Below are 17,638 nucleotides of genomic sequence, written 5' to 3' on the forward strand. Positions count from 1 at the left end.
CCGCGCCACCCGTCCGCGGGAAGGGCTGCGCCCAGGCTGTACACCCCACATTTTTGTCTACGACTCCCGGCCTGACAGCGGACAAGGCTCGCACAAGGAGTTCGTATGCCTGCTCGACTGTCGTCGCCGTCCCATGACGGGCGCATCAATCTTGAACAACAACGCAAGCGCGCCAAGGAGCTACTGCAGCGCCTGCGCAGCGGTACCGCGCCCGAGCAACTGGCGCTACTCGGCCCTGCCTCACCGCGCCTGGCCGATGCCCAGTGGCTGATTGCCCGCGATCTGGGCTTTGCCAGCTGGCCCAAGCTCAAGGCGCATATCGACGCTATCGACTTTGCCGCCCGCCACCCGCAATTTATTGCCGATGACGAAGCCGCCACCCAGCATTGGCGCTGCGGCAACGACATCAGCCACAGCCTGCGCCTGGCCGGCTTTACCGGCGCCTTTCAGATGCTCAGCGACCCGCTGGTGATGGGCCCGGTGCGTGACGTGCCGACAGCGCCTTACCGCGCCCTGCGCAGCGACTACATCAGCCAGGCCTATGGCCTGGAGCTCGCCGAAGTACAGCGCAAGATGGACACCGAATACGCCCACCTGGCCCGCCTCGACGGCTGCCCCAGCGCGGTGCTCTGGTGCGAGGCGGATGCCTATGACCAGCTGTTTTTGATCCGCGTGCTGGCCGGCTTGGCCAAGCCGCCGCAGCGCCTGGAGCTGATCGAGATTGACAGAATGCCCGGGGTCGAGCGGTTTATCGGCATCGGCCAGTTGGCCCCGGACGTATTGGCCTGGTTGTGGCCGCAGCGCCGGGCAGTGGATGGGCCCATGCTGCAACTGGCGCGCGAGGCCTGGGCAGCGTATTGCGCCCCCTCGCCACTGGCCTGGGCACAGTTGGCCCATCGCCAGGACCTGGCCCTGCCCTTGCTCGCCCCGGCGCTGCTACGCCAGTTGCAGGAACTGCCGGGCGTGGACGACGGTCTGTCGCTGAGCGAACGCCTGGCGCTGCAGATCATCAACGAGTTCGGCGAGGTGCCGTTCGGCCGGGTGTTTGCCGAACTGATGGGCAAGCGCGAGCCGCTGCCCTACCTGGGCGACATGATGTTCCATGCCTTGCTGCGCCCGCTGATCGATTCGCCGACGCCGCTGCTCATCCAGGCGCAGGCTGAGCTGGACTGGCCGCGCCGGCCCCTGAGCCTCACCCCGCTGGGCGAGCAGGTGCTGGCGGGCCAGGCCAACTGGCTTGAGCAGCAGGCCCCCGAGCGCTGGGTCGGTGGTGTGCGCCTGCTGCCCGGGCGAGGGCATTGGGCGCTGGGCAGCGACCTGTGGCCGGTGTGGCGCGGGTAAAGAAGTCAGGTCCCTGTGCAACGGCTCAGCGTTGCACGGCGGTGGTTTTCAACCAGGTCTGAAAGTGCAGCGAGCCAAGGATCGCACCTTCATCCGGGGTCAGTGAACGGTCGTCGATCGGCGCCCCGAAATAGGTGGCCTCGGGGTCGGCTATCACCTCGCGGGCATCTTGATTGTGCTGCAGGTAGCTGTGCACGAAATCAGCCAGCGGCAGGCGATCAGGGCCGGCGATTTCGAGAGTGCGGTTGGCCGGCGCCTGCTCGGCAAGGTTGGCCAGGGCCAGGGCCACGTCGGATGAGGCCACCGGCTGCAACGCGGCGTTGGTCAGGCGCACGCGGTTGCCGTCGGCACCGGAATAAGCGATGGCGCCCATGAACTCGAAAAATTGCGTAGCGCGCAGGATGGTATAGGGCCTGCCTGAGGCCTTGATCAGCTCTTCCTGGGCCAGCTTGGCGCGAAAGTAGCCACTGTCCTGCATGCGCTCGGTGCCCACCACCGAGAGGGCGATGTGGTGCCGGACCTCGGCCTTTTGCTCGGCGGCCAGCAGGTTGCGCCCGGAGCTCTGGAAAAACGCCAGCACGGCAGCGTCGTCAAAGGACGGCGAGTTGGCCACATCGACCACTACATCGGTGCCCTGCAGCGCTTGCTCCAGGCCTTCGCCGGTGAGGGTATCGACGCCAGTCTTGGGCGAGGCGGCGAGCACCTTGTGGCCGTTGGCGCGCAGGTTGTTGCACAACTGGGTGCCGATCAGGCCGGTACCACCGATCACGACGATTTTCATGGGTGCTGCTCCGCGGGAGGGTCGCAACCCAGTATTTTACGCCGGGTAGCGGTAGGCCGCGCGCCAGCAGACGAGCGTGATCCTGGCTGATCCGGTAAAGTATGCGCCGCTCGAGAGATGGATCCCGGGCCAATTGTCATGGAGTTATGCAGTGAAAAACCTGAGCAAAGTTGTCGCCTGCGGCCTGTTCGTCCTGGCCCTGGCAGGTTGCACCGGCACCCCGATGAAAACCCAGCACTACAACGCCGACCAGTACACCGTGATCGGCCACAGCGAAGCCAGCGCCACCGGTCTGCTGGTACTGGGCGTCATTCCAGTGCGTCAGAACAGCCGCTTCGTGCGCGCCCAGAATGCCGCGATCAAGGCCAAGGGCGGCGACGCGATGATCAACACCCAGGTCCAGGAAAACTGGTTCTGGGCCTGGGTACTGACCGGCTACACCACCCGTGTCTCGGGTGATGTGGTCAAGCTGCACAACGTTCAGTAAGCCCCGCAGCCACCGGTGTAGGAGCGTGCCTGAACCACGACCGCTTCGCGCTCGATCGCGGGGCAAGCCCGCTCCCACAGGATTGGCGCAAGACCCGGCACCGCTGCGCCCAGTTCCGGGTGGCGCGCTCAGATAGCGTATGATCGCCTCTCCTCCCGCAAAGACCCTTACCGCCATGCCACTGAGCAAACGCCAACAGGCGCAGCTTGACCGCCGTCTGGTCGCCACCCTGACCGAAGCCTGCGAGACCGCCAAGGCCGAAATCGTCGGTTTTGCCTGGCTCACCCACCTGGTCGATTACACACGCTTCCCTTCCAGTTTGCAGGTGATCTGGGTTTTCGAAACCCGGGCTGCCAAGGAACACGCCCTGGCCAGCGGACAAGGTGAGCGGATGATCGAGCTGACGGCTTTGGCTTTGCAAGAAGCCGACGTCGAATTGCATCCGCTCGCACCTCACGTGCAGTTCGACATCGAACAGCGCGGCTGACACATGGCCAAGGACATCGAAAACCCCTGCATCGCCGTGTGCCAGTTGAGCGGCGACCTGTGCCTGAGCTGCGGCCGCAGCAAGGACGACATCCGCAAATGGAAGCGCATGAAACGCCCGGAAAAAATGGCTGCCGTGCAGCGCGCCAAGCAGCGGATGAAAAGCCTGAAAAAAGCCAAGGGCTAGCGTTTCAGCCAGCGGCATCTTGAATCAGGAAATCAATAAAGGCCCGCACCCGCAGCGGCACATGCCGGGCGTGGGGGTAGAGCAAAATGAACGGCCGAGCGGCGGTGCGACGCCTCGACTTGAGCCGCGATGGCGTCAACACGATTTGACCTCTTGCAACAACCCCTGCACCACCGCCAACATCCCCTGCTGCGCCATCGCCAATTGCCGGTCGGCACTGCTCCCCTGGGCAACAATCACCTGCGCCCGGGCAAAGCTGCGATCAACGTCAACCCCCTGCGCAGCATCGGCAAACAGCGCTTGCGCCCGCGCCAGCCACTGCCCGGCGCTGCCCTGCCCTTCGTCCTCCAGGCAAATGAACTGCCCATGGCGGCCATGGCGCATGGCCCGCCAGTAGTTCTCCTGGGCAATCCAGTGGGCTTCGCGGCTCAGGTGCACGGTGGTACGTGGTTGCGCCAGATAATGCTCGACCATACAGCGGAACAACCCGGCAATGCACAATGCATCGTCAAGGTTCGGGCAGGCATCGGCGATGCGCAGCTCCACCGTGGGGAAACGCCGCGACGGGCGGATCGCCCACCAGCAGTCAAACCCTTCGCGCAACGACCCGGTGCGCCGCAGCAGGGCCAGGTAGCGCTCGAAGGCCTGCCAGTCATTCAAGCGCTCCGGCAGGCCCATGTGCGGCCATTCCCCGCAGGCCACCTGGCGATAGCTCATGTAGCCGGTCGGCTGGCCTTCCCAGAACGGCGATGAAGTACTGAGCAGCAACACCAGCGGCAACCAGGGTAGCAACTGGTTGATCAGCTGGATGCGGTCGTGTCCGGGCGGTACCCCGACGTGCACATGCAGGCCGCACAACAGGCTGCGCCGGGCCACCTGCTGGTAGTCGTCGAACAACTGGCGAAAGTGTTCGTCGTCAGCAGGCTGCTGCTTGCGCCAGCCGCCCATGGGGTGACTGCCGGCGCTCAACAGGCCGATGCCTTCTTCGGCCAGTACCTGTGCCAGTTGCGTGCGACTGCCGGCGAGAAATTCCCGCGCCTGGGCCAAGCTGCTGAACACCGGAGATGCCACCTCGATCTGGCCCTTGAACATCTCCTGGGCAAAGTGTGCACCAAGTACCTGGCGGCACAGGTCGATCTGCGCCGCCGACGGCGCGGCGAGCATGCGCCCGCTGGCGAGCTCGACCAGCAGGTATTCTTCCTCGATGCCAAAGCCGCAAGGGCTGTTCATCGACGTGTAACGCTCAAGGCCACCGCAGCGATGCGTTCGACCTGCTGGTAACCGGGCTCGAGCAGTTGTTCGCCGAACACGTCGGGGTCCAGTTCATGGTAATGCCAGGCCCAGTCGGCGGACGCCAAAGGCGCTTGCAAAGCTGCCAGGAACGGGTCGCGACCATCAACCATGGCCACCCCGGTGTACAGTAGCAAGGTGCCGCCCGGCGCCAGGCGTGGCAGTGCTTGTTCAACGATCCGCAACGACAGCCCGGCGCCCAGGGCGCCGCCACCATGCCGATAGGCGCGCTCACTGGCGTCGAGCATGTACGGCGGGTTGGCGACAATCAGGTCGAATCTGCCGCTGATGCCCTGGAGCACATCGCTGTGCTCGACCGAGACGTTGGCCAGCTCCGCCAGGGCGACGTTGATAGCGGTCAGGCGCAGGGCCTGCGGGTTGATGTCCACGGCGCTGACCTGCGCATGCCGGCGGGCACGGGCGATCAGCACCGCGCCGACCCCGGCACCGCAACCGATATCCACGGCGTGGTTGATGCTGGCGAAACTTTGCTGCAGGTGCGCTTCGATCAATTGGGCGAAGCGGTAGCTGTCCGGGCCGAAGAACACCGCGTCCGTACTGTCGGTGGGAAAACCGGAGTGAACGAACAGCAGATCATGCAGGCTCGACCAGCGTACCCGGCTGCGCAGTTGCTGTTCATGCTCGTCGAGGATCTGCGCCCGTTGCAGCTGCGCCAGCTCGTCCGCTGACAACAGCGCGGGCGCAAAGGGCCGGTTCCAGCCGAAAATATCGCGCAGGGTATGAGAGTGTTCTGCACCCTCGCGCTGGTTATTGCGCCACTGGGTCAAGGGCGTGACGCTGGTAAAGCGATAGCCATCGGCCAACAATCGCCGCCCCAGTTGCAGCAGGGCCTGATCGGCCTGGCGTTGCGCCTCGGTCAATTGCATGGTCAGCCTCCCACTAAGATTTAAGCCCGGTCATCTGCGCATATTTGCGCGTCGCCGCCAGGCCCTGAGGCAAGGCGTGACGAGCCCCGGCCATTTCGCTGATCAGGTAGGCGATCCGCGCCTGCGGCGGCAGGTCATGGAGCTCGCGCTCAAGCGCGCTCACCAGCGCCTCGTCGTGCATCGACACCTCGGCCTTGGCCGGCCCGTGACGAGGGCGGCGCGGCTGCCAGCTGAGCGCGATCCAGTCATGCAGCAGCTGTTTTTCATAGGGGCTGAAGACGCCGAACATCGCTGCTGCCGGGCCGTCGATCAGTTGCCAGAAACGGCTGTCGGCCGGGTCCTGGCCGCGTTTGATCCAGCCCTTTTCCTGCAGGGCGGCGAGAAACCCCGCAATGCTGCCGGGCTCGGCCAGCCACTGGTTGACCGTGCGTCCTTCGATACGGCAGTAATCGGAATGCATGTGCTGGCCAAAACTGCGCTTGCGCTCGAAGGCGACCAGCAGCTCGGCTTCGAGGTCAAACTCGGCAATGATTGTCGCTGAGCCCGGGCCCAGGTCGTTGAGCCGATAGCCTCGCGCCACCCGCCGATAGAACTCGCTGGCACCCTGCGCCGGCCACAGTTGCATCAGTGCCTGCACCGCCTTGCAGGCGTGGCCGCTGCTGGCATTGTCGATGGTCACGTGCAGGCGAAAGTACTGCGGGTCGATGCCCAGCTCGTCCAGCTCGTAAGCGCTGATCAGCAAATGCAGGGGCAGTTGCTCATAGCCCAGGTTGTAGCCGATCACTTCGGGCAGGAACGCCTCGGTGTTAAAGCCCAGCGCCAGTTGCAGCGCACCTTGCAGGTAGCGGTTTTCGCCCAGCGGCAGCTGCTCATGGCAGCCCAGTTCGCTGAGCAGGCGCCGGTAGATCAGCACATGGTTGCAGGCCGGGTCGCCATCACCGAGCTCTTCCAGGTAGATGCGGATCAGGCCGTGGTAGCGCGGGTCGGCCCAGTGCCGGAGCATGCCGAACAGCCAGGCACCATCCACCGCCTTGGTCGGGGCGACGTGCTGGAGAAAATACAGCGCATGGGCGCGGTTGCTGAAGTAACGCCGGGCAGCGCCGGCTTTGCGCTCGGCCAGGTACTGGGCGTATTGCCCGGCCACGGCAGCAGCGCGCTCGGCAGTCCATTGGCCAAGTTCGACGGGGTTGGCCGGCAGTTCATCGGGCAAGGCCTCTGCCTGTTGCAGTTGCTCGCCGAGCCAGGCGGCGCTGTCGCTCAGCTCGCCCTGCAACAGGGCGTGATAACGCGCTGCATGGCCTGCTCGGCTATCGATGACATGCGGGTCAAGCACGGGTGCGGCGGTCATCACGGTCATGGCGGCAGCCTTCGGCAGTCGGGCGAGAAGTGCCCTCTATGCAAGGGAGCGGTGCGCCGCAACTGAAGTTCAGATCATCTGCGCGGCAAAGGGACGGATGGCAGGCCGGCGCGGTAGAATCGCGCCATTGCCGTTTTTGCCTGGAGTCACCCCTGCCGATGCCCGCCCTCCACCACTTCGTCGCGCCGCCCGCCGAGCCGATCAAAAGCCAGATCCTGCAGATGGTGGTCGACTACCTGACCGACATCAGCAGCGTCGCCCTGGCGCCGAGCAACCCGCTGTACAGCCTGTACCAGTACGGCATCGGCTTCGAAGTGCACCTGTACCTGCAGGCCATAGACGGTTCGCGCGGCATCCCGGTCGAACTGATCGTGGCCCTGGACCTCGACGACCCGGAGCAGGTGGTGGGCTTTTTGCTGTACCTGCCGCTCAAGGATGACCCGCAGGCCTGTTCTGTGGCCTACCTGGCCGTACACGCCAGCCACCGCCGCCAGGGGATTGCCCGGGCCATGCTGGCACAGATGACCGCGCGCTACCCGCAGGCCGAGCTCGGCTGCGTCGCCAGCAAGGTGCCGGTGTTCGAGGCCCTGGGCTTTCAGGTCACCGGCGCGCGCGGCCCGCAGGTGTTGATGAACACCCACGCCGAGCCCAGCGCCGGCATGGCGGCGGTGCTCGACGTAGCGCCGATCTACCGCACCCTGGAGGTGCAGCAGATCCACAGCTACCTGCTCAAGCAACATGGCAAGCGGGCGATGGTCGATGCCGAGAAACAGCGCGACCGCCATCTCGATCAGCTCAGCCGCAAAGCCCGGGCCCTGGCCTGCGAACGCCTGGGTGAGGGGCCGTGGCTTGAGGGTGGCCGCGGGCTGCGGCTGGTCTAGCTTTTCGCGCCCTGGCTCATCAGCACCTGCAACACGAAGCGGGTGCCCTGCTCCACCTCGCCCTGGCGCCAGGCGATACCCAGGTGCCGCCACAGGCCCGGGCGCAGCGGGCGCATGCAGATCCGCGGATCATGCTCCGGCGCTGCCGACTCATGGGGCAGCAAGGTCGCGCCATAGCCCGCGGCCACCAGACTTTTCACCGCGTCGTTGTAGTTGAGCTGGATACGCGCCGGCGGCTGCAGGCCGGCGCTGGCAAACCATTCGCTGGTCACCCGCGACAACTGGGTACTGCTGTCGTTGAGGATCAGCGCCCGGCTGGCCAGCCACGCCGGGCTGATCCGCGCCGGTGGCGACCAGCTGGCGGGGATGAAGGCCATGATCGGATCGCGTCGCCACGGGCGGATCTGCAGGCCCTTGATCGCCGCCTGCGGCAGCGCCACCAGGCCGATGTCGAGGCTGCCGTCGTGCAGGCGCGCCAGCGACTCGCTGGAGGTCAGCACCTGCACCTGCACATCGATGCCAGGGTGCTGCACGCCGAGGATATCCAGCGCCTGCGGCAGCAAATGGGCGATGGCACCGGTGGAAGCGCCCAGGCGTACCCGCCCGGCCAGGCCCTTGACCTGTCGCTGCACATCATCCAGCGCCTGTTCGGCATCGGCCAGCAGGCGCCGGGCGCGTTCGAGCAGGGTTTCACCGATGGCCGTGGGGCGGATCTGCCCGCGCTTGCGCGACAGCAGCGGCGCACCGATGCGCGCCTCGAGGTCGGCAATGTGCAGGCTGACCGTCGGCGGCGCCAGGTTGAGCGCCCGCGCCGCCTGGGCAAAGGAGCCGAGGTCAGCGATCACCACCAGGGTACGCAGACGGTCGAGGCTGATCTCGCGCATGGTTGTATCGTTCAGAAAAGATGAAGTTGAGCATCATGATATTCAAATTTTCTTTCGTCCAGCCGCAGGTGAAGATGGCTGCACATTTGTCACCTATGCACGAGAGCCCCCATGCACCAGCCCCTGGTTTTTATCGACGGCGACCAAGGCACCACCGGCCTGCAGATCCACGCCCGCCTCAACGCTCGCAACGACCTGCGCCTGCTGACCCTGCCGGCGGGCGAGCGCAAGAACCTGCACCTGCGCGCCGAAGCCATCAACAGTGCCGACGTGGCGATCCTGTGCCTGCCCGATGACGCCGCCCGTGAAGCGGTGGCGGCCATCGTCAACCCGCAGGTGCGGGTGATCGACGCCAGCTCCGCGCACCGCACCACCCCGGGTTGGGTGTATGGCTTGCCGGAGCTGGATGAAGAGCAGGCCGAGCGCATTGCCCAGGCCAAGCGGGTCAGCAACCCAGGCTGCTACCCGACCGGCGCCATTGCCTTGTTGCGGCCATTGATTGGCGCAGGCCTGGTGCCAGCGGACTATCCGCTGACGGTGAACGCGGTGTCGGGCTATTCCGGTGGCGGCCGGGCGGCGGTCGAACGTCATGAAGGGCCCGATGCACACACGGCCCAGGGTGTGCTGGTGTATGGCTTGCACCTGGACCACAAGCATGTGCCGGAGATCCAGCAGCATGCCGGTTTGTCGCAGCGGCCGGTGTTTGTGCCCAGCTATGGCAGCTACCGCCAGGGCATCGTCCTGACCATCGCCCTGCAGACCCGGTTGCTGCCGGCGGGCGTGAGCGCCGCGCGGTTGCAGGCGTGCCTGGCCGAGCATTACCACGGCGCCCGGTATGTACAGGTGGCGCCGCTGCAGTTGGGCGCCTCGGCAGTACAACTGGACCCGCAAGCAGTCAACGACAGCAACGACCTGCGCCTGGCGGTGTTTGCCAACGAGGAGCATGGCCAGATACTGCTGACGGCAGTGTTCGACAACCTCGGCAAGGGTGCGTCGGGGGCGGCGGTGCAGAACCTGGAACTGATGCTGGCGGCGATGGGCTGAGTAACGGGGCTGCTAGGCCAGTTCCCACAGGTCTGGTGCACACAGGACTATTGTGGAAGCCAGCCTTGCCGGCGATGGAGCGCGCAGCGGCCCCTCATTTGTTTGAAAATCGACGGCACTGGCGCCATGCTCAGCGGTCTGCCACTTACGCGGATCGCTCAGCAGGGAAGAATATCGTCATGTGTGCAAAACCAGTAGTCAGTGCCAACCCCGCCGGTTGTGTGCGGGTGCGCGGCGCCCGTGAGCACAACCTGAAGAATGTCGACGTCGACATTCCCCGCGACGCGCTGGTGGTGTTCACCGGGGTGTCGGGCTCGGGCAAGTCGTCGCTGGCGTTCTCCACCTTGTATGCCGAAGCCCAGCGCCGCTATTTCGAATCGGTGGCGCCCTACGCGCGGCGCTTGATCGATCAGGTCGGGGTGCCGGCAGTGGATTCCATCGAAGGCCTGCCGCCGGCGGTGGCCCTGCAGCAGCAACGCGGCACGCCCAGCGCGCGCTCGTCGGTCGGCAGCGTCACCACCCTGTCGAGCCTGATCCGCATGCTCTACTCGCGCGCCGGCAGCTACCCGGCCGAGCAGCCGATGCTGTTCGCCGAAGACTTCTCGGCCAATACCCCGCAAGGCGCCTGCGCCGAATGCCATGGCCTGGGCCGGGTGTTCGATGTCAGCGAGGCGTCGATGGTGCCCGACCCGTCGCTGAGCATCCGCGAACGGGCGGTGGCGTCCTGGCCCATGGCCTGGCAGGGGCAGAACCTGCGCGATATCCTCGTGACCCTCGGCTATGACGTCGACATCCCCTGGCGCGACCTGCCCCAGGCGCAGCGCGACTGGATTCTCTTCACCGAAGAAACCCCGACGGTGCCGGTGTACGCCGGCCTGACCCCGGCGCAAACCCGCCAGGCGCTCAAGCGCAAACTCGAACCCAGCTACCAGGGCACCTTCAGCGGTGCCCGGCGCTATGTGCTGCACACCTTCACCCATTCGCAAAGTGCGCTGATGCGCAAGCGCGTGTCCGCCTTCATGCGCGCCAGCCCCTGCCCGGCCTGCGCCGGCAAGCGTCTGAAAGCCGAGGCGCTGACGGTGACCTTTGCCGGCAAGGACATTACTGAGCTGTCGCGCCTGCCACTGCTTGACCTGGCCGAACTGCTCAAGACCGTCGCCAATACCGATTACCTCAAGCAGCCTGAAGAAGCCGGCGCTGTGCTCAGCCACGCGCAAACCCGACAGGCCCGCGAGCAACGCGCCGCCCGCGGCGACAACCCCCATGAAGGCGGTGCGGATGTGCGCCACACGCCCAACCTGTCGGTGGAAAAACGCCTGGCCGCGCAGCGCATCGCCGCCGAGTTGCTGGAGCGCATCAGCACCCTGATCGACCTGGGCCTGGGTTACCTGGACCTGGAACGCAGCACACCGACCTTGTCGTCGGGCGAGCTGCAACGCCTGCGCCTGGCCACCCAGCTCAACTCGCAGCTGTTCGGGGTGATCTACGTGCTCGACGAGCCCTCGGCCGGGCTGCATCCGGCTGATAGCGAAGCGCTGTTCACGGCCTTGCAGCGGCTCAAGCAGGCGGGCAACTCGGTGTATGTGGTCGAGCATGACCTGGACACCATGCGCCGCGCCGACTGGCTGGTGGACGTCGGCCCGGACGCCGGCGAGCACGGCGGCCAGGTGCTGTACAGCGGCCCGCCGGCAGGCCTGGCCAAGGTCCAGGCCTCGCGCACCCGCACTTACCTGTTCAACGAACATCCCCCCCAGGTTCGCCCGCCGCGCACGCCCCAGGCATGGCTGCAACTTGAAGGCATTACCCGCAACAACCTCGAGCAACTGGCGGTGGCCTTCCCGCTCGGCTGCTTCAGCGCGGTCACCGGGATTTCCGGCTCGGGCAAATCGAGCCTGGTCAGCCAGGCGCTGCTCGACCTGCTCGGCGAGCACCTGGGCCAGGCCCGCAGCCAGGAGGACGTCGCAGAACAGAGCCTGGAAGACCAACCCGAACAAACCAGCGACGGCTGGATCAGCGCCGGCCTTGAGCATATCCGCCGCCTGGTGCCGGTGGACCAGAAGCCCATCGGCCGCACGCCGCGCTCGAACCTGGCGACCTACACCGGCCTGTTCGATCACGTGCGCAAGCTGTTTGCGGCAACCCCCGATGCACAGGCGCAAGGTTTCGATGCCGGGCAGTTCTCGTTCAACGTCGCCAAGGGCCGCTGCGAGACCTGCGAAGGCGAAGGCTTTGTCAGCGTCGAGCTATTGTTCATGCCCAGTGTCTATGCGCCCTGCCCGACCTGCCATGGCGACCGCTACAACCCCCAGACCCTGGCCATCACCTGGCAAGACTTGAACATCGCCCAGGTACTGCAACTGACCGTCGACCAGGCCAGCCAGCGCTTTGCCGAACAGCCAGCGATCAGCCGCGCCCTGCGGGTGCTGCAGGACATCGGCCTGGGTTATTTGCGCCTGGGCCAGCCGGCCACCGAGCTGTCGGGCGGCGAAGCCCAGCGCATCAAGCTGGCCACCGAGCTGCAACGCCTGGCCCGCGGCGCCACCCTCTACGTGCTGGACGAACCCACCACCGGCCTGCACCCGCAGGACATCGACCGCTTGCTGGTGCAACTGCAGCGCCTGGTCGAGGCCGGGCACACGGTGATCGTGGTCGAGCACGACATGCGCGTGGTGGCACAGAGCGACTGGGTGATCGATATCGGCCCCGGGGCCGGTAGCGCCGGCGGCAAGGTGGTGGTCAGCGGGCCGCCAGCGCAGGTGGCGGCGTGCAAGGACAGCCACACGGCGGGATTCCTCGCCAGGGCGCTGGCTTGCGATCGGCAAATTACGTAGCATCCTGCGCTTTTTGCCCCGGCAGCACCCCGCTGCCGGGCCGCTCTTCAGGTAGGTCATGAGAACAACCCCGCTACGCGCCGATGTCCTGGCAGGACTCACCACAGCCTTCGCCCTGGTGCCCGAGTGCATCGCCTTCGCCCTGGTGGCGCACCTCAACCCGTTGATGGGCCTGTATGGCGCCTTCATCATCTGCACCCTGACCGCCCTGCTCGGCGGGCGCCCGGGGATGATTTCCGGCGCGGCCGGGTCCATGGCCGTGGTCATCGTCGCCCTGGTGGTCACCCACGGCGTGCAGTACCTGCTGGCGACAGTGCTGCTCGGCGGCCTGATCATGACCGCCTTCGGCCTGCTGCGCCTGGGCAAGCTGGTGCGCATGGTGCCGTATTCGGTGATGCTCGGCTTCGTCAACGGCCTGGCGATCATCATTGCCCTGGCCCAGCTTGAGCACTTCAAGGCCGATGGCGCCTGGCTCAGCGGTGCACCGCTGTACCTGATGCTGGGGCTGGTGGCGCTGACCATGGCCATTGTCTATCTGCTGCCACGCCTGACCCGCAGCGTGCCGCCGGCGTTGATCGCCATTCTCGGCGTCGGTGCCGGCGTCTACCTGCTCGACCTGCCGACCCGCACCCTCGGCGATCTTGCCCACATCGCCGGCGGCCTGCCGGCCTGGAGCTGGCCGCAGGTGCCGTGGAACCTCGAAACCCTGCAGGTCATCGCCCCCTACGCACTGCTCATGGCCCTGGTCGGCCTGCTGGAAACCCTGCTGACCCTGAACCTCACCGATGAAATCACCGAGACCCGCGGCCACCCCGACCGCGAATGCGTAGCCCTGGGCGTGGCCAACATGACCAGCGGGCTGTTCGGCGGCATGGGCGGTTGCGCGATGATCGGCCAGACCGCCATCAACCTGAGCTCCGGCGGCCGAGGGCGGCTGTCGGGAGTGGTTGCCGGGGTGATGATCCTGATGTTCGTGCTGTTCCTGTCTCCGCTGATCGAGCGCATTCCGCTGGCAGCGCTGGTCGGGGTGATGTTCGTGGTGGCCCAGCAGACCTTCTCGTGGGCGTCGTTGCGGGTGCTGCACAAGGTGCCGGTCAACGATGTGCTGGCGATCATCGCCGTGACCCTGGTCACGGTGTTTACCGACCTTGCCACTGCGGTGCTGTGCGGCATCGTCATCGCCGCGCTCAATTTTGCCTGGCAACAGGCCCGTGAGCTGTATGCCGACAGCCACGACGAAAGCGACGGCAGCAAGCTGTACAAGGTCCACGGCACCCTGTTCTTCGCCTCGACCACGCCGTTCCTCAACCAGTTCGACCCGGCCAATGACCCGGCCCAGGTGACCCTCGACTGCCGTCACCTGAACGTTGTCGACTACTCGGCGATCGCCGCGCTCAAGACCCTGCGCGAGCGCTATAGCAACAACGGCAAGCACCTGCGCGTGGTGCACCTGTCCGAGCGCTGCAAGCAGTTGCTCAAGCGCGCCGGGCTTGAGCACTAGGGCGGTTTACGGCGCGCCGAACATCGCTGTCCAGTAGATCCCGGCGTCGCTTTTGGGGTCGACCGCGTAAGCTGCGCCCAGCTCGCTGAACTGCGGGTTCATCAGGTTGGCGCAGTGGCCGGGGCTGGCCAGCCAGCCATCGACCACCTTGCGCGGGGTGTCCTGGCCGGCGGCGATATTCTCGCCGACCTGCTGGCCGGTATACCCGGCAAGCTCGGCGCGATCCCCCGGAGTGCGACCGTCGCGGTCCTTGTGATCGAAGAAGTTGTTGTTGGCCATGGCCCGCGTGTGGCTTTCGGCGGCGCCGGCCAGGGTAGTGTTCCAGGCCAGCGCCGTGGTCGCATTGAACGCTTGGCCGCCGCACTGGCGGGCCTGGCTACGCGCTGTGTTGATCATCTCCAGGACCTTCTGCCCTTCGCCCTGCCAGTCGCCCAGGCGCCCGGCCAGCAGCGGCCGCGCCAGCACGATGCGCCAGTCGCGGCCCTCGCGGCTGACGCCGACATCGACGAACTGCGGGTCGAGTACCACCTGGCAGAAGCTTTCGCGCACCGCCTGCATCGCCGCCTGCGCATCGCGCGGCCCGGACAGGCTGATGGCCTGGACGTTGACCATCGGGTAGCTGTTTTGCGCCAAAGCCTCGCGCAGGTCGCCCATGCTGTTGGCCGGCAGCATCAGGCGCGGGTCGCTGGCCAGCGGCGGCAGCTCCATCGACCCCTGGCCTGCGCAACGCTGGGCCTGGCTGCGGTAGGCGTTGATCGACTCGATCAGCTGCGACTCGTCGCTGGCCTGGGCGGTCACGCTAAACGCCAGGCCCAGCGACAACAACGCCAGCGGTGCAACAGGTGAAGTGACGCGCATGGAAATCTCCCTTGAACGGACTGCGTAGATGATGCCCGAAGTTGCCCGTCGTCTGACAGCGGGAATGTTTTGAGTTCCTTGCGGTCGATCCTGTAACGGGAAGTTCCACTCCCAGGCCAATCAAAGGTTCGAGCATGCGCCTGCTAACAATTGCAACTTGCCTGGTACTGACGTTTTCCAGCGCCCTGACATTGGCGGCCGACTCCAAGGCCCAGGTGGCCGAAGAAAAAGCCCAGGTGCTGGAGCAAAAAGCTGCCAGCCACCCCGATGCCCCACCCGCGCCCAAATCCCAAGCCATCACCAAGACCGAAGTCCAGGCCGTCGACCCGGCTGGTGCAGCCGCGCTGGATGATGCCATCACCTGCCTGGCGCGCAGCATCTACTGGGAGTCCAAGGGCGGCGAATCAGCCGACATGGAGGCGGTGGCCAACGTGGTGATGAACCGGGTCGGCCACGCGGGCTTTCCCGATTCGGTCTGCGGCGTGGTCAAGCAGGGCTCGGAGAAAGGCGCCTGCCAGTTCTCCTGGTGGTGCGATGGGCGCTCGGACGCTGTTCAGGAAGAGGTGCGCTACACCCTGGCCAAGGAAATAGCGCGCAAGGCGCTTAACAAACAACTGCCGGATCGCACCGGTGGGGCCCTGTACTTTCACGACCGCCATGTGCGCCCCGACTGGTCGAAGACCTTTGCCCGAACAGCCGAGACCAGCGAGTTTCTGTTCTACAAGCCGCGCAACGGCGAGTCGCACTAGCTCAATAGAAGTCGTAGTAGATCGTCCACTCGCCGCTGTCGCGGTGCTTGAAGAACATCAGGCTGCCGCTGTCGATCACGTTGAGGTTGATCTTGGCATCGGATGAGACCTGGAAGACGAACTCAAAGCCGTCGCCCGGGTCCACGCCCGACTGACAGAACGACGGATAACCGCCAATCTTGTGCTCGTAGGCGTGGGTGATGACTTCGTAGTAGCACTCGATGTCCCCTGCCCGTTCGAGCTTGACGATTTCCGTGACCAGCTCATCCGGCACACCGCCGCCGTCCCACAGCGGATAGTCCTCGGCGAGTTTTTCAGCGCGCAGCGGGAAGGCCTTGAGAAAGGAGTTGGCGACCGGCAGGTCCTTGCGCACCAGCTCGTCGTCGGCGCGGTATTCGCGGATCAGCCAGTTGTTGCCCATGGGCTCGAATTCATCCGGGAACGGGTAACCGACGAACAGGGTGAGAACGCGGATGTCCTTGAGCAGCGGGCTGCTGAACGGCAGGCTCGGCAGGTGGAACTGGGCCACGGGCAACAGCGGCTCGCCAGCGGCGTTGGTCGGTACACCTTCGTCGGGGCCGTAGAGGAACACTCGGCCGAGCCAGCTTTCTTCATCGCTGTCGGCCGGGCGAAAGCCGCCGGCAAAAAAGCGCGTGGCGGGTTTGGCCAGGCGTTGCTTGATTTCTTGAATGTCCATATTTCTCGTCCGCTTAATAAGGCCCTATCGCGGGTCAAGCCCGCTCCTACAGAGGGGTGAGCAGCCTGTGGGAGCGGGCTTGCCCCGCGATGCAATTTAACTGCGCAGCACCATCGCCTTGATGGTTTCGAACAATTCGCGCTGCGCCTGCTCGGCGCTAATTTCAGCATTCGCCGCCGCATGCGACAACGCCTCCGCCGCGCCGATCATCGCCCGCAATCCGGCCACGCCAATCGCGCCACTGGCACTGAACGGCGCCAGCAGCGCCCGGCATTTTTCCATGAACACCGCCTCGTACTCGCGCTTGATCTGTTCAAGCTCTGGCGAGCTGGCCAGCGCAGCAATCACTCCGGGTATCTCCCGGCCCTGGGTCAACACGCAGTCGACGTAGCAATTGGCAAGCACTGCAGCGCTGCTCTCAAGCGTCGGCTCGCAGGCGGCCAGGGCGGCGTCCATCACCGCAGTCTGGCGCTCGTCGTAACACTGGTACAACGCCGCCAGCAAGCCTGAGCGGGTACCAAAATGGTCATACACCACCGGCTTTGTAACCCCGGCCAATTCCGCCAGTCGGCCCAGAGTCAGCGCCTCGGTACCCTCTTCGCGGACCAGGCGCCAGGCCACCTCAAGCAGTTGTTGCTGACGGTCTTCGCGCGACAGACGCCGACGAGGTTGCGGATCGCTTGACATGCTTACCTACCAAAAGTAACTTACCAAAGGTAACTTGTGCTCAGTTTACAAGCCTTATCCTTTCCCCGCAATCCGCAGGAGCCCTTGCCATGCACGCGCTTGTTGTTGTCGCTCATCATGACCCGCAGTCACTCACCCACAGCCTGGCCGCCAAGGTGGTCGAAGGCCCGGCACAAAACGGCCATAGCGCCGAGCTCGCCGACCTGTTCGCCGAAGGTTTCAACCCGGTGTTCGCCGCCGCCGACCACGCGGTTCATCACCGCACCGCAGCACCTGGCGCCGATGTGCTGGCCGAGCAGGCGCGCATCGACCGCAGCGATGCGCTGGTGCTGGTGTTTCCGGTGTATTGGTGGTCAATGCCGGCGCTGCTCAAAGGCTGGATCGACCGGGTATTCAGCAATGGCTGGGCGTTCGACTTCAGCACCGAAGCGCCGATGGTAAAAATGCTGGGCCGCTTGAACGTGCACCTGGTGGGCGTTGGCGGCGCCGATGCCGCAACCTTCAGCAAGCATGGCTACGGGCAGGCGATGAAGACCCAGATCGATCACGGCATCTTCGATTATTGCGGCGCCCGCGTGGTGAGCTCGACCCTGCTGCTGGAATCGGAAAGCGCCGACCCCGGCGCCCACCTGCAGCGCATGTTCGAGCACGGCCGCAGATTGTTCGCCGAGGTCGCCGAACCCGCCTGAA

The 17,638-nt window shown here is 65.5% G+C and carries 18 protein-coding genes and 1 pseudogene; 10 read left to right on the forward strand and 9 right to left on the reverse strand.

Features of this window, described 5'->3' with window-relative positions:
* Positions 1-105: 105 nt before the first annotated feature.
* Positions 106-1,341, forward strand: coding sequence for a DUF1835 domain-containing protein (locus ACIOVF_RS19585; protein WP_401291759.1), 1,236 nt, complete (start codon positions 106-108; stop codon positions 1,339-1,341).
* 25 nt (positions 1,342-1,366) lie between these two features.
* Here ACIOVF_RS19585 and ACIOVF_RS19590 read toward each other — a convergent pair whose 3' ends face one another.
* Positions 1,367-2,122 (reverse strand): SDR family oxidoreductase, encoded by a 756-nt coding sequence (locus ACIOVF_RS19590; protein WP_401291762.1) that lies wholly within the window; start codon positions 2,120-2,122, stop codon positions 1,367-1,369.
* 151 nt (positions 2,123-2,273) lie between these two features.
* Here ACIOVF_RS19590 and ACIOVF_RS19595 point away from each other — a divergent pair, with 151 nt between their 5' ends.
* The 3 genes from ACIOVF_RS19595 (at position 2,274) to ACIOVF_RS19605 (ending at position 3,282) form a co-directional block, all read left to right on the forward strand.
* The gene (locus tag ACIOVF_RS19595) at positions 2,274-2,609 is read left to right on the forward strand and encodes a hypothetical protein (RefSeq protein ID WP_038994655.1); all 336 of its coding nucleotides are present in this window, start codon (positions 2,274-2,276) and stop codon (positions 2,607-2,609) included.
* A gap of 175 nt (positions 2,610-2,784) precedes the next feature.
* A complete protein-coding gene (locus tag ACIOVF_RS19600; RefSeq protein WP_045201278.1) occupies positions 2,785-3,096 on the forward strand; it encodes a hypothetical protein in 312 nt (103 codons plus the stop codon).
* A gap of 3 nt (positions 3,097-3,099) precedes the next feature.
* Positions 3,100-3,282 (forward strand): DUF1289 domain-containing protein, encoded by a 183-nt coding sequence (locus ACIOVF_RS19605; protein WP_045201277.1) that lies wholly within the window; start codon positions 3,100-3,102, stop codon positions 3,280-3,282.
* A gap of 4 nt (positions 3,283-3,286) precedes the next feature.
* Here ACIOVF_RS19605 and ACIOVF_RS19610 read toward each other — a convergent pair.
* From ACIOVF_RS19610 to ACIOVF_RS19625, 4 genes and pseudogenes are all read right to left on the reverse strand, one after another.
* A pseudogene (locus tag ACIOVF_RS19610) lies at positions 3,287-3,382 on the reverse strand (LysR family transcriptional regulator); the annotation flags it as partial.
* A gap of 35 nt (positions 3,383-3,417) precedes the next feature.
* On the reverse strand, positions 3,418-4,512 hold the full coding sequence (locus ACIOVF_RS19615; protein WP_045201276.1) for a carboxylate-amine ligase: 1,095 nt from the start codon (positions 4,510-4,512) through the stop codon (positions 3,418-3,420).
* Complete coding sequence (locus ACIOVF_RS19620) at positions 4,509-5,459, reverse strand: methyltransferase (RefSeq protein WP_401291768.1); 951 nt, start codon at positions 5,457-5,459, stop codon at positions 4,509-4,511. The genes ACIOVF_RS19615 and ACIOVF_RS19620 overlap by 4 nt, the downstream gene beginning before the upstream one ends.
* 13 nt (positions 5,460-5,472) lie before the next feature.
* Entirely contained in the window at positions 5,473-6,816 is a 1,344-nt protein-coding gene (locus ACIOVF_RS19625) for an iron-containing redox enzyme family protein (RefSeq protein ID WP_401291771.1), read from the reverse strand.
* A gap of 158 nt (positions 6,817-6,974) precedes the next feature.
* On the opposite strand from ACIOVF_RS19625, the gene ACIOVF_RS19630 reads away from it, so the two are divergent.
* Complete coding sequence (locus tag ACIOVF_RS19630; RefSeq protein ID WP_401291774.1) at positions 6,975-7,697, forward strand: GNAT family N-acetyltransferase; 723 nt, start codon at positions 6,975-6,977, stop codon at positions 7,695-7,697.
* On the opposite strand, the gene ACIOVF_RS19635 is transcribed toward ACIOVF_RS19630, so the two are convergent.
* A complete protein-coding gene (locus tag ACIOVF_RS19635; RefSeq protein WP_401291777.1) occupies positions 7,694-8,581 on the reverse strand; it encodes a LysR family transcriptional regulator in 888 nt (295 codons plus the stop codon). The two genes, ACIOVF_RS19630 and ACIOVF_RS19635, sit on opposite strands and share 4 nt — an antisense overlap.
* A gap of 111 nt (positions 8,582-8,692) precedes the next feature.
* Between ACIOVF_RS19635 and argC the strand changes: the two genes are divergently transcribed.
* From argC to ACIOVF_RS19650, 3 genes are all read left to right on the forward strand, one after another.
* Positions 8,693-9,625 (forward strand): N-acetyl-gamma-glutamyl-phosphate reductase, encoded by a 933-nt coding sequence (argC, locus tag ACIOVF_RS19640; protein WP_401291780.1) that lies wholly within the window; start codon positions 8,693-8,695, stop codon positions 9,623-9,625.
* 179 nt (positions 9,626-9,804) lie between these two features.
* Entirely contained in the window at positions 9,805-12,456 is a 2,652-nt protein-coding gene (locus tag ACIOVF_RS19645) for an excinuclease ABC subunit A (protein WP_401291783.1), read from the forward strand.
* 58 nt (positions 12,457-12,514) lie between these two features.
* The gene (locus ACIOVF_RS19650; RefSeq protein WP_401291785.1) at positions 12,515-13,957 is read left to right on the forward strand and encodes a SulP family inorganic anion transporter; all 1,443 of its coding nucleotides are present in this window, start codon (positions 12,515-12,517) and stop codon (positions 13,955-13,957) included.
* Between the two features lie 6 nt (positions 13,958-13,963).
* On the opposite strand, the gene ACIOVF_RS19655 is transcribed toward ACIOVF_RS19650, so the two are convergent.
* Positions 13,964-14,815, reverse strand: coding sequence for a CAP domain-containing protein (locus tag ACIOVF_RS19655; protein ID WP_401291788.1), 852 nt, complete (start codon positions 14,813-14,815; stop codon positions 13,964-13,966).
* A gap of 134 nt (positions 14,816-14,949) precedes the next feature.
* On the opposite strand from ACIOVF_RS19655, the gene ACIOVF_RS19660 reads away from it, so the two are divergent.
* Positions 14,950-15,564: a cell wall hydrolase gene (locus ACIOVF_RS19660; protein ID WP_401291791.1), complete on the forward strand. Its 615-nt coding sequence runs from the start codon at positions 14,950-14,952 to the stop codon at positions 15,562-15,564.
* Position 15,565: 1 nt separating this feature from the next.
* Here ACIOVF_RS19660 and ACIOVF_RS19665 read toward each other — a convergent pair whose 3' ends face one another.
* Positions 15,566-16,261: a DUF1963 domain-containing protein gene (locus ACIOVF_RS19665; protein WP_401291794.1), complete on the reverse strand. Its 696-nt coding sequence runs from the start codon at positions 16,259-16,261 to the stop codon at positions 15,566-15,568.
* A gap of 96 nt (positions 16,262-16,357) precedes the next feature.
* Positions 16,358-16,948, reverse strand: coding sequence for a TetR/AcrR family transcriptional regulator (locus tag ACIOVF_RS19670; protein ID WP_401291797.1), 591 nt, complete (start codon positions 16,946-16,948; stop codon positions 16,358-16,360).
* A gap of 89 nt (positions 16,949-17,037) precedes the next feature.
* Here ACIOVF_RS19670 and ACIOVF_RS19675 point away from each other — a divergent pair, with 89 nt between their 5' ends.
* Positions 17,038-17,637, forward strand: coding sequence for an NAD(P)H-dependent oxidoreductase (locus tag ACIOVF_RS19675; RefSeq protein WP_401291799.1), 600 nt, complete (start codon positions 17,038-17,040; stop codon positions 17,635-17,637).
* Position 17,638 lies beyond the last annotated feature (1 nt).

Origin of the sequence: Pseudomonas sp. NPDC087612 (assembly GCF_044743505.1) — a bacterium.
Lineage (GTDB): Bacteria > Pseudomonadota > Gammaproteobacteria > Pseudomonadales > Pseudomonadaceae > Aquipseudomonas.